Source organism: Planctopirus hydrillae (assembly GCF_001707835.1).
In the GTDB taxonomy this organism is placed as follows: Bacteria; Planctomycetota; Planctomycetia; order Planctomycetales; family Planctomycetaceae; genus Planctopirus; species Planctopirus hydrillae.
Map to the genome: position 1 here is coordinate 1 of NZ_LYDR01000075.1, position 12446 is coordinate 12446.

A 12446-nucleotide genomic window follows, 5' to 3' on the forward strand; every position below is an offset into this window, starting at 1 on the left:
GATGTCAGATACCCAGGTCTTTTGAAGGAGTTTCTGCTTTTCGTAAAGACGAATCGCCTTAACTTGGTGCGTATGGGTCGGATGTCTTCATCCGCCCCCTGGTCAACAAACTTCCCCAGCGCAAATGCATCCAAAACATAGATTAATGACTTCTCATGCTGTTCGTCAAAAGCGATCAGAGTCCAAAGAACTGGGGGCAAACGAGGACGTTTGACCCCAGCCACACAGTCTCATGCCATACCGCAGATCCATTTGCATGCGAAGATGCGTGAAATAGACAGCAGCTCTGGGCAAGCATGCCTTCTCAAACATCACTGCGCTGTCGCTTCCTGAGAATGATCTCATGAGAACGATCACAACGGATCATTCTTATGCCGAATCAAACTCTGTTCTGGAACAAAAAGAGAGGCAGCCCATCACAGGCTGCCTCTCGATAGAACACGCGATGATCCCGGCAACCAGCCAGGCTCAACGCTTATCTTTACTGCACATCGACGATCACCCAGCCATCGACCACGGCCAGCTTGGTGACATTCGCGAAGACCGTTTTCTTGGGCCCATCAATCTTGAACTTGCTCTCGACCGTGCGATCTGGCAAAGCGTCCTGAATCTTCTTGCGAATCACACCCTTCGTAGCAATCCCCAGATCGCCTTCAACATCGGCCACGGCAATAGTCCCGCGTGTGACGGTGATCTCCGGGCCAGCCACTGTGAAATTGAGTGGCACCGTGATCTCCGAAACAGGAATGTCTTCCCGGTCATCCGACTTAAAGCCAGTTCTTAAGGTGAGAGTTAAACCACCGGAAGCAGCCTTAAAGCGAATGGGATCTTCCTTGGCGAAGACAAACGAATTCTTGCTGGGCATTTCGCCTTCGGCTCGTGGGCGATCCTTCAAGACAATTTCGCGGCCCAGAGCTGTGCTCAAAAATGTCTGGATTTCCTTGCGGAACTCTTCTTCGGTGAAGGTCTTTCCAGCAAAGCCCATACGGTCAATGGAGTTATTCAACAGCGATTCATGCAGCAGAATCGTGGCACCAGTCGTCGCTGTGAGGAAGTTCGCAGGAGGAACATTCCCGCCAATCTCTTCGGCAGTCATCAGACGGCTCGAAAGCTTCAGATCGGTTTCGCTGGTCTGATAGACTTTGGCGTCCGGGAAGAGATTCACTTTCTTGAGGCCGGCGAACAGTTCCTTCTCCAGCTTTGCACCAGCGTCCTTCATGGCAACGTCGGCTTCCTCGTTGAAGCGAGGCAGCACACGTTCACGCACACGCTGGGCTGCAATCGCTTCAGCCTGTGGACGACGGGAAGCAACTTCACCCGCAGCCACTCGGTCGGCATAGTTACCAAACAGCAGCGAACCACTGTAGCGAGTGGAGATCCCTGTCGTCGTATTGTTCGGACGAACGCTAATAAGCGCTGGTGCTGTGGTGAACTTTTCACCATCAAAGTTGACGTCTTTTGTGGCGTAGAATGTGTGGTAACCATAGGTGTTCACTGTGGCTTCACTGGTGACACCTGTGGTGTTCGACTGCACCGTTCCGTTGAGTGTCAGATCGAATCGCACAGAGTTGGGCGATGGCTTCAGGTTGACACCCACCACGGTCGATGTCGTCTGGTAACCACCGACGTTCGCTCCGAGAATGAAGTCTCGAACACCACCCGATTCGGTCCGTGCATCGGACATCAGCTTCGAGAGGAACGTTTCGCTCGCCACCAGCCTCAGGTTGTAGTTCAAAAAGTTTTTCTGAACGACCGCCAGCAAGGCGGCACCGCCGCCAGGCACAGTTTCTTTGACTGTCTTGATGGCTGCTCGCAAAGCAGCGGCATTCGCCGAGGTCGGGTCATCCTCGGCGTTTCTGGCTGCTGTAGCGAGTTGCGCAATCACGGTACGAATTTTTTCTTTCGAAGCTTCATCAACCGGAGCATTGATCGCAGCCACATAGCCTTCGAGGGCCGATTTCAGCGCGACAAACTCGGGCCGCGACAAAAATGCCTTCTGGGCTTCGTTTTCAATCTTGGCAACACCGTCAAGACGTTCGATTGTGGCCTTGGCAGCCGCTGTCGCAGCCGCTTCGTCACTTCCAGCCATGGCCTTGGCGAGTTCTTCACCACGGACAAATGGGAGCCACGCCTTACCGCCTGGAATCTTGTCCAGAGCCGCCTGAAGAGCCTCCAGAGCCTTAACAGATTCAGCCTTCCTGGAAGCAATCGTTTCAAGGCGAACCTTGACGGGATCGAGTGTTAACGATTCGAGGATAGCATCCGAGAATTCGATCGTTCGGCTCAACGAGCCTTTGAGTGTCGAAAGTGGGCCAAAAATCGTGCGATAGCGGGGATCCGCCAGCGACTTATCGACAATCGCGAGTCTGGCTTTCAGTTCGTCCAGCGCGGCCTTCTGGGCGGCGATATCGCCTTCAAGCTGGAAGAATTTTTCCACAGCCGCCGTCGTGTTCTCGCTCCACTTGGCCCAGTTGGTTCCCAGTTCATCGAGAACGTCGCTGCTCAAACGGGAAGGCACAGTGTTCGGCAGAATGCCTCGCAAACCTTCTGGAGCAGGATCCTGATTGCCAAACGCCCAGCTTCCCATCGCCAGGCCAGTCATGGCGCCGACAGAAAGAACACCTCTCCAGGCACGGTTTTCTCGCCTCGATAGGCGGGTCAAAACTTGGGACATTGTTCGCAAGGCCTCCGTGTGTAAAGTCATCAGAAAGTCCGGCAAGGTGTATCTGTGGCAGAGTTGGCAGGTCGGTTGTCCATCGACGCTTCGCACTGGGAAATTTCATCGACCGGCAGTTTTTTGCGACCGTAGCCGACGCTATTCCTTTTCGATCCTCTGCAACACGAACATCACGCTCGACTGGTACAATCCACAACATCCTTAATTCTTTACTAACCGACAAACTTTGCCAGTCCTCAATATGCTACCCTTCGCACCCCGCTCCGGCAATGACTGCCGCCGGATTGACGCCCGGCCGCATTCCCGAATCAACGGCCTCATCCCCACGAGTGAAAATGGAATTAGTGAGTTTCACAGCCGATTCGCAGGGCCCAATCCAGCGAACTCACTTCTCGTTTGCCGCTGATTTGGGCATAGTATTTCTTGGGATTCTGCCTGCAGAGAGATGAGAAGTTTGTTCAGCAACGGAGTGCTCAACCGCTGTGACTCAACTTTTAGATGATTTGACACCATCGCAGGCAGCGGCCGTAGAACACTTCGAAGGGCCCATGCTGGTTCTCGCTGGCCCGGGCTCGGGAAAAACCCGTATCGTCACCCGGCGGATTGCCAGACTCATCGAACGGCGGGTCCATCCCGCAGAAATTCTGGCCATCACATTCACCAACAAAGCCGCCCGGGAGATGGCCGAACGTGTCGAGCATCTCATTCCCGGAAGACGTGTGGCTGTCAGCACGTTTCATAAGTTCTGTGCCCGCATCTTGAGGCAGTATGGCGGTGCCGTTGGCCTCAAACCCAATTTCTCAATTCTCGATGTGAAAGATCAGGATGCGGCTTTGAAAGAAGCGGTCAAAGAAGAAGGCTTCGACCCCACGCATTACAGCCCCAGTCGCATTGGCTGGCGGATTGGTCAGCTAAAAAACGAGTGCATCACGCCGGCCCTGTTCGCGCAGCAGGCCGGCGAACGCGTCGGTACACATCTCGATTCAGTCGTCGCGAAAGCTTATGGCCGATATCAACAGATACTCCTCGATGCCAATGCCGTCGATTTCGACGACCTGTTGCTGCATGTGGTGACCATCCTCAAAGAGAACCCGAATCTGCGACAATCGCTCGATGAACGGTATCGCTTTATCCTCGTCGATGAATACCAGGATACGAATCAGGCGCAATATCAGATTGTCTCTGCCCTCTCACAAAACGAGCCCAATCTGTGTGCCACAGGCGACCCTGATCAGTCGATTTATGGCTGGCGGGGAGCACAAATCGAGAACATCCTGCGATTTGAACGCGACTTCCCCCGGGTCAAAATTGTGCGACTCGAAGACAATTTCCGCAGCACCCCGGAAATCCTGGCAGCCGCCGACGACCTGATTCGCCATAACACTCAGCGCAAAGCCAAAAGTCTCAGAACGTCAAACCCTTCGGGTTTACCTGTCGAGATCCGACAGTATGCCGATGGCTTCCAGGAGGCGGATTCGCTGGCGGCAGAAATCCGCGAGCGCGTGGCCAGTGGCGAACGTCAATACTCAGACTTTGCCATATTTTACCGCGTGAACTCGCTTTCCCGCTCCATTGAAACGGCTCTGGGACGAGCCCGCGTTCCGTTTGCCATCACTGGTGGTGTCGCGTTCTATGAACGGACGGAAGTCAAAGACCTGATTGCCTATCTGCGAGTCATTGAGAATCCGGATGATCGCCCCGCTTTTCGGCGGATTGTGAACACGCCCGTCCGTGGAATTGGCAAGAATTCGCAGGAAAAGCTGGATCGCTGGGCCAGTGCTCGAAATCTCAATCTGTGGGATGCAGTGCATCAGATCGACGCTTCCATCGGTCTACCGAAAAAAGCCGAGTACTCTCTGAAACTGTTTGCCAATCTGCTCGATGAACTGGCCCGTCGATCTCATGGGCCGATTGCAGACCTGCTGGAGGTCATTGTCGAGAGAACTGGCTACCTGCAGAACCTGAGTGGACTCGAACCCGAAGAGTACGCCAACCGCAAAGCCAACGTGGAAGAACTGGTCGCCAGCGCCCGCCAATTCGATCAGGATCATGTCGAAGGGGGTTCACTCAGTGAATTCCTCGAAACCTGCTCGCTGGTGCAGGATGCAGACACGATTGACGAGTCGGCTGGTCAGGTGCAATTGATGACTTTGCATTCTGCCAAAGGCCTGGAGTTCCCTTGCGTCTACCTGGTGGGTGTTGAGCATGGATTATTGCCTCACGAGCGATCATTGCGTGATGGCGATCCACTCCAGATCGAAGAAGAGCGGCGTTTGCTGTTCGTCGGCATGACTCGGGCCCGCGAAGAGTTGTATCTCACCTGGACGCGCTTGCGATCCACCCATGGCCGGTTACTCAGTACGATTGCCAGCCAGTTCTTGACTGAGTTGAATGTCGCCCGACACGATTACTCCACCGATGATGACACCTCTTTTGGCGACTGGTCTCCTCAGGAGATGCGACGGGGGACATCCGGAGATTCAATTCTCGCTCAAATGGCTGGCTGGGGAGAACAGGCCAGAAAGGAATCCTCCAATTCCCCTGACGAAACCACCTCGACAGAAGATGATCATGTGGATCTGGCCGAGCCCGGCGTTGACGCACAACTCTTCGCTTATGCTGAAGAAGACACTCAACCGAAGGCGACCTTTATTGATCGTGTTCTGGAATCTGCAGTGACTCCCGAAGATCCGAGTGGCCACGAGACTGCGGCCACACAGCCGGTGACACCACGAAACTCTCGATCTTTCTCCAAGAAAAAAACTCCTCGCGTGCCGGAAGCCGAACGTATCGATCAGCTCAAGTCGCGGCTGATGACGGGAGCTGATCTGATGGCTCGCGATCAATCGCTCAACAGGTTTCAATTAGGCATGCAGGTCAGGCACCCCGAATATGGCCGGGGGCTCGTAGTGGGATTATCGCTGGCCAACAACCGGCCCACAGTCCGCGTGGAGTTTGAATCCAGCCAGGAAGAAAAAGACTTCATCATTTCCCATGCCCCGCTGCAACCTCTTCGCTGATTGAGTGTTACGCTCATTTGCCTGTCATCGTCCTGGGCACGGCTTCAGGATGCCTCCCATGCGAATTGTTTTTGCGTGAAGTATTGCAGACATCCACGTTCTCAGCATTCTGTAACGCAGGCTTCAGAATCTACGTAACGTGATCCAGCGTCTCAGCCAATCAGAACATTGAAATCAAGACGGGAAATCCTGGTTGTGTCTATGCCATTCCACATTTCAAGGCTGACGGGAAATCGAGCGGTTTGACGGAACTTTTCCTCAGGCAGGCGGGTTCCAATGGTAGGTTTTGCCAGCCACCATCCATGCTTTCTTTTGAGATATCGAGTCCATTATGCGATCTCCCCATCGGTATTTAAGCAGCCACGATGTTGGCCCTGTTCCGATGAAAGCCTGCAAATCCCCGCTATGGGTGATCGCTTCAAGATCCCGCTGGCTGGTTTTATGGCGATCGATCTGCCTGGTGATTCTCGCGCTGGGAATGTCAGCCACCAATCCGCTTGTGCATGCGGCCCCACAATTCGGCACTCCTCAGGATCTCAGACCCGATGATCCCGACGATACAGCCCCTCAAACAGCAGTTCAGCCCACGATTTCTCTCGAATGGACACCACCCGTCAATGTGGTCATTCGCCGGACAACCGGGGGAATTCTCCAGGGACGGATTCGACTCCTGACCAATTTAGGTGTCCAGATCGAAAATCCTTCTGGCCAGTCCATTGATCTGCCCAAGTCAGCCATCAAGACCTTGCGGCTTCCCGATTTCAGCCTCCAGTTCACCACCAAAGATGACCCACTTGAAGAGACGATTCGCAAATGGGCCAATCTGTTCAACGAAGGGCGTTCCACGCTCCATTTGGCCAATGAATCGGCGGCGGGAACTCCCGGGGCAGCCCATGCCATGCCCGCACTTACAGAGCCAGCACGTACAGAACCAGGAAGCACTCAGATTGCCGAGCCTGTAGCACCCGTGGAAAATTCGGCTGCCGTGGCATCGGTTTCTCAACAACCCATGACGCCACCTGCAGCCCAAGGCATCACCACAACCCAAGGCATTTCCACAACACAGGCACCCCTGGTTCCTGCTTCAACTTCTCCAACCACAACCACCATCTCGGCCAACCCTCCACCTGTTTACCAGTCAGCTCCCGTCCAGGGAACAGCCACCCCAGTGACCGCCTGGTATCCGGCTGCAGGAAACTCACCCGCTCCCATCGCTACTTCCGGTTCGTGGTCGCTGGGAAGCTATCTCGCAATTGCCCTGGCTGCTGCTCTTGTGGGGTTTGTCGTGTTTCAATCTCGCAAAGCCTGAAGTGGTTCTCTTCAACAAACTGTGTCGTTGAATACGATCATGATCGCTCAGCGTGGTTGAGAGTTTTGTGTCGGTTGTGCATGCTGAGATCCGTGAAGAAATGATTCTTTACCGATCGCAATCGATCGAGCACACGCCAGCCTCGAAAGTGAGTTCATGACGGTCTTCCACGCTCCCGGCTTCCTCAATCGTTTGGTTTCTGGGGAATCGCTCACACAGGAAGAAACAGATCAGTTTGTCTGCGAGATTATGCAGGGGAAACTGACCGATGTGACCATCGCCGGGTTTCTCACAGCGTTGGCCTGCAAAGGCCCCGCCGCCAGTGAATTGGCCGGGGCAGCCCGCGCCATGCGTAAGCATGTCGTGCCTTTGAAGCCGCAATCGACTCCACTCCTCGATACTTGCGGCACCGGTGGTGATGGCCAGGCCACCTTTAACATCAGTACCGCAGCAGCCATTGTTGTGGCGGCTGCCGGATGTCCAGTCGCCAAGCATGGTAACCGCAGTGTGACCAGCTTGAGTGGTTCGGCGGATGTGTTGGAAGCGATGGGGGTGAGACTCGACTTGCCTCCCTCTGAGGTGGCTCGGTGTATTGATGAAGTGGGGATTGGATTCTGCTTTGCCCCTTTGTTTCATAACGCGATGAAACATGTCGCGACTGTGCGTAAACAGCTTGGTATCCGCACGATCTTCAATCTGTTGGGCCCCTTGACCAATCCCGCGGGTGCTCAGCATCAGGTTCTTGGTGTCAGCAAACCTCATGAAGCGGCTCTTGTGGCCGAGGCTCTGGCACTTCTGGGAACTGGAAAATCGGCTGTCATCTGTGGTGATCGAATTGATGAAGTAAGCCTTTGGGGCCAGACACAGGTCTGGATTGTGGAAGGTTCTACGATTCATCAGGAAACTTGGACCGCTGCTCAACTGGGATTGCCCGAGTGCCAGGTGGAAGATTTGAAAGTGGCGAATCCACAGGAGAGTGCCGCCCTGATCTGGAAAATCCTGGCAGGGGAAGCCGGTGCACCGGCCCATATGGTCACTGCAAATGCTGCCGTGGGATTATGGCTGGCAGGCAAAGCTCCCGATCTGATCTCCGCGACTCAACTGGCCCGCGAGACGATTCAAAGTGGCCGTGCACTCTCGCAATTAAAATCGCTCGTGACATGGACGAACTCCCACACCAGTCACTAACCCCTTCTCCCATTTCGACCGGAGCAGGCCGGGATGAGGGTGAGTTCGAACGCATTGGGCGAACAGTCCACAAGCGGCCGGGTGGCTGGGGTCAAACGTCCTCGTTTGCCCCCAGTTCGATTGACGCTCGATATTCATCGTAATGTTCGTAGGGAGGAACTCAACAGTTGCATCTGTGTTTGTGAACTCAGTTAACAAGGGGCGAGTTCGCACGTTTTGAGTGTGTAGTCAATGAGCGACATCATCGCAGCCTGCACAAAAAACACTGGCGTCCCTCCAGTCACACTCATCGAGAGACGATGACGAGCGTCACAAAAAAGAAAGTGATCCGTGTGATGAAGAATCACACGGATCACTTTGAAGATCATCGTTGAAGTTCGACAGAACGAAAGCTCTGCCAGACTCGATTAGAACTCGCCAATGACGTTGCCGTCGTTAACGCGAGCCAGGTTGCGGTAGATGGTGATGTCAATGTTCTCGCTGATGAACTTGACAGTCCCGTCGCCCAGCAGGAAGTGAGCACCACCGGTGTGGAGGCTGCTAAATGCTGAGTTCTGGCCGCGAGGACCGTTGAAGGTGATGGCAGTCGTGGCACCGGTGGTGTTCACCACAGTACCACTGGCCACGTTAACGTTGATACGCTGTGCGGCATCGCCATAAGCTGAAGCACGACCAGCATGAGTCCCTTGATCAAAACAGCTCACCCAACTTGCCATACCAATGGTACCAGCAGTTTCGGTGGCTGGGCTGCAACGCTCGCCAACGACGATACAGTTACTGGTTCCGTCGGTCATGTCGCGGATGCCAACGCGGCTGTTCGGGGCGAAAATGCCGCGGAAGTTAGCAGCGGTGAACAGCCCAGTCGTCGTTACGTCTTCCAGACCTGTCCATGTGTTTGGAGTTGCAGTTGTCACGAGGAACACACCAGCCACGCCAGGATAGTTCGAACGACCTACGGAGTTCGCGTAAGTGGCGGAAGCCGCTGTACCAGAAACGGCCGTAGCGTTGACCAGGTTGGAACCCACGTCCGAAGGACAACGAAAAGCCGGGAAGGTTGTGGCCACTGCAGCGACTTCAGCAGCCGTTGGGGTGACAGGAGTCACGGCTGTGGAGTAAGGCACTGAAGAGCTGAAGCGGTTTGCCAGCACGTTGTAGAGAGGAGCCTGATCCACAAACGGCAGGATCATGGTCGACCAGGCAAAACCCTGGAACGATGGAGTGGCAGCGTTGTTGAAGCCAATGTTACCTGGTGGGAAGACCAGTGCATTGTCGTGGTAGTTGTGCAGTGCCAGACCCAACTGCTTCAGGTTGTTACGGCACTGTGTACGGCGTGCAGCTTCACGGGCCTGCTGGACAGCAGGGAGAAGCAATGCAATCAGGATGGCGATAATTGCAATCACCACCAGCAACTCAATCAGTGTGAAGCCAGACTTCCGCGAACCCATCTTCATAAATCGTCCACCTCGAAAGGACATCAAAGATTCAGGCTGACATCGCGTCCAACACAGACGCACCGCAGCCATGACAACATCGACCTGAATCAGCATATTCTGCGCCAATCTGCAAAATGCGTTGGCCGCATATCGACTAATCCATTGACGGTATCCTACATGCTAAACCCACCTGATGCTCTCGGGATTCGCTCACTTTTTCATCGGTTTAACAATTCTCTCTGTTTCTTCAGAATCACCTTTTTGATGATCTGTCGCTTTTGTGAACAAACTCCTTTTTTCTGCATCAAACTGGTACAACCCTACAACACTTCTGATATCGCTGAAGCAAAAATACACACCTCCTCCAACCCAATCATTCGCCTCGCAAAGGATCGATTTTCATGATGTCATCCACACTTACTGATGAGTTGAAAAACCGTCGTCCAGAAAATGTCAAAATTCTTTGTCAACTCCTGTCAATCCCCTCAGTCAGTGCTGATCCTCAGTGCGCTGATTCACTCCACCAGGCTGCTGCAACTTTGAGCGAGTTGTTTCAAATTGCAGGCACTGGCTGGTCCTGTGAAGTTGTCCCAACGGCTGGTTATCCCATCGTCTGGGCCCGCTATCGCGCACTGGGTAATCGTAGACGCGCTATTGTTTATGGGCACTACGATGTTCAACCGGCAGACCCTCTCGATCTTTGGACAACGCCTCCCTTTGAGCCCACCCTGCGTGATGGCAAAATCTATGCACGGGGTGCCACCGACGACAAAGGCCAGATGCTCACCCACATCCTCTCAGCCCTCGCCTGGATGAAGACCGCGGGCCAACTCCCCATTGATCTCGATTACATTATTGAAGGCGAAGAAGAGGTCGGTTCCGAGAACCTCGAACGCTTTCTCGCGGAGCACCGCGACGAACTCAAAGCCGATGTGGCAGTCATCAGCGATACCAGCCAGTACGCGCCAGGCTGGCCAGCAATAACAACAGGCTTAAGAGGCATCTTCGCCTGCGAAGTCCGTGTGCATGGTCCACGAAAAGATCTGCATAGTGGTGTCTTCGGCGGAGCCATCCCTAATCCCATTCGCGAATTGACTCGCCTCTTAAGCCTCTTGCACAACGAACACAATGAAGTCCAGGTCCCTGGCTTCTATGCCGATGTCGTCCCCCTGACTGACGCTGACCGCGCCGGGTTTGCCGAACTCCCTTTTGATCAGGACGCGTTTCTGGCAGAAACGGGTGCCATTGGTTTGCGCGGCGAAGCCGGATTTACTCCTCTCGAACAGCGTTGGGCCAGACCCACACTCGAATTCAACGGTATCTATGGTGGCTACACGGGTCCTGGCCCGAAAACGATCGTTCCCGCGAGTGCCACAGCCAAAATCACTTGCCGCCTCGTCGCCAACCAGAATCCAGATGTCCTGATGAAATCGCTCGAAGTTTTTCTTCGCAGTCAACTGCACCCCTCCTGCCGACTGGAATTCACAGCCGATCACGGTTGCCCTGCTTTTCTGATGGATCGACAAAGCCCATTTCTGCAGGCTGCCAGCAAAGCCATTGAAGCCGGTTTTGGAAAAGCTCCGGTTTTCATTCGAGAAGGTGGTTCGATTCCAGTCGTGGCGACCTTCAAGCGTTTGCTGGAAATCGATACACTTCTCCTGGGATGGGGCCAGAACACTGACAATCTGCACAGTCCTGATGAACATTTCTCAATCGAGGATTTTCATCGGGGAACTCTGGCCAGTGCCATCCTCTGGGAAGAACTGGCCAAAGTTTGATCTGGCCACGATCCGAACCAAATCCGTTGAAAGGTCTCTCTGAAGAATCGGGCGTTCCCGGCAACTTTAGATCCTTTCAAACTCCTGAAGCCCAAAAAGACCATACGCGCGAAAGCTAACATGCTGGATCTTCAGTTTATCTGCGACAACCTCGAACTGATCACGAAGAACTGTGCCGACCGCAACGTGACCATTGATCTGTCGCGATTATTGGAATTGCGGGACAAGCGGATTGAATTGATCCAGCAGGCCGACCAGACCCGCCATGCTCAGAAGGAACTTTCGGCGGCCATCCCTAAAGTCGCCGACCCTGCCGAGAAGCAGAAACTCGTCGCCGAAGGCCGGACTCTGCGAGAGAAAATCGCGACATTCGAAACGCAGCAGCAGGAGGTCGAAGCCGCCCTGCGCGAAATTCAGGCTCAGGTCCCCAATCTGACGCATCCTGACGCACCTGTCGGCCCGGATGAAACCTTCAGCAAAGTCATTCGCACCTGGGGGACACCCAGGGCGTTCGATTTCAAAGTGCGGGATCATGTCGAGCTGGCCGAGATCTGCGACCTGATTGATTTTCAGGCCGGTACGAAAGTCGCTGGCCATGGCTTTTACTTTTTGAAGAACGAAGCCGTGCTGCTCGAACTGGCACTGGTGCAATTTGCCATGCAGAAGCTGGTGGCCAAAGGTTTTACACCTTACGTCACCCCCGATCTGGCACGCCACGAAGTCCTCGAAGGGACAGGCTATAACCCGCGCGGCAACGAAACACAGATCTACTCGATCAATGGAACCGATTTGAGTCTCGTCGCCACAGCCGAGATCCCGCTGGGTGGTTCCTTGAAGGATGAGATTCTCGACATCGAACAGTTACCCATTCGCATGGCCGGATTGTCGCATTGCTTCCGCACAGAAGCCGGTGCTCATGGCCGGGCCAGCCGGGGGATTTATCGCGTTCATCAGTTTACAAAGGTCGAGATATGAAAATTGCGTCCATGATGGTCGCTCTGGGAGGCCTGCTGGCCTTCGGACTGGCAGATGTCGACAGTG

The 12446-nt window shown here is 54.2% G+C and carries 8 protein-coding genes; 5 read left to right on the plus strand and 3 right to left on the minus strand.

Annotated features, from left to right (window positions below; genetic code table 11):
• Together A6X21_RS25020 and A6X21_RS10645 are read right to left on the minus strand one after the other, a co-directional pair.
• Positions 1 to 224, minus strand: a 224-nt coding sequence (locus tag A6X21_RS25020; RefSeq protein WP_205847450.1) for a hypothetical protein, incomplete at its 3' end; no start/stop codon positions are given.
• Between the two features lie 257 nt (positions 225 to 481).
• The gene (locus A6X21_RS10645; protein WP_131818291.1) at positions 482 to 2674 is read right to left on the minus strand and encodes a hypothetical protein; all 2193 of its coding nucleotides are present in this window, start codon (positions 2672 to 2674) and stop codon (positions 482 to 484) included.
• A 485-nt stretch (positions 2675 to 3159) separates the two neighbouring features.
• Here A6X21_RS10645 and A6X21_RS10655 point away from each other — a divergent pair, with 485 nt between their 5' ends.
• The 3 genes from A6X21_RS10655 (at position 3160) to trpD (ending at position 8194) form a co-directional block, all read left to right on the plus strand.
• Positions 3160 to 5697 (plus strand): ATP-dependent helicase, encoded by a 2538-nt coding sequence (locus A6X21_RS10655; protein ID WP_068847758.1) that lies wholly within the window; start codon positions 3160 to 3162, stop codon positions 5695 to 5697.
• A 331-nt stretch (positions 5698 to 6028) separates the two neighbouring features.
• Positions 6029 to 7006, plus strand: coding sequence for a hypothetical protein (locus A6X21_RS10660; RefSeq protein WP_068847759.1), 978 nt, complete (start codon positions 6029 to 6031; stop codon positions 7004 to 7006).
• Positions 7007 to 7162: 156 nt separating this feature from the next.
• Positions 7163 to 8194, plus strand: coding sequence for an anthranilate phosphoribosyltransferase (trpD, locus tag A6X21_RS10665; RefSeq protein WP_068847760.1), 1032 nt, complete (start codon positions 7163 to 7165; stop codon positions 8192 to 8194).
• A gap of 407 nt (positions 8195 to 8601) precedes the next feature.
• Here the strand turns inward: trpD and A6X21_RS10670 are convergent, their stop codons facing one another.
• Positions 8602 to 9645 carry a DUF1559 domain-containing protein gene (locus A6X21_RS10670; RefSeq protein ID WP_068847761.1) on the minus strand — a complete coding sequence of 348 codons (1044 nt, stop codon included), beginning with the start codon at positions 9643 to 9645 and terminating at the stop codon, positions 8602 to 8604.
• 383 nt (positions 9646 to 10028) lie between these two features.
• On the opposite strand from A6X21_RS10670, the gene A6X21_RS10675 reads away from it, so the two are divergent.
• Together A6X21_RS10675 and A6X21_RS25380 are read left to right on the plus strand one after the other, a co-directional pair.
• Positions 10029 to 11405, plus strand: a complete 1377-nt coding sequence (locus A6X21_RS10675) for a dipeptidase (RefSeq protein ID WP_083233538.1) — start codon at positions 10029 to 10031, stop codon at positions 11403 to 11405.
• A 120-nt stretch (positions 11406 to 11525) separates the two neighbouring features.
• On the plus strand, positions 11526 to 12380 hold the full coding sequence (locus A6X21_RS25380) for an aminoacyl--tRNA ligase-related protein (protein WP_205847451.1): 855 nt from the start codon (positions 11526 to 11528) through the stop codon (positions 12378 to 12380).
• Positions 12381 to 12446 lie beyond the last annotated feature (66 nt).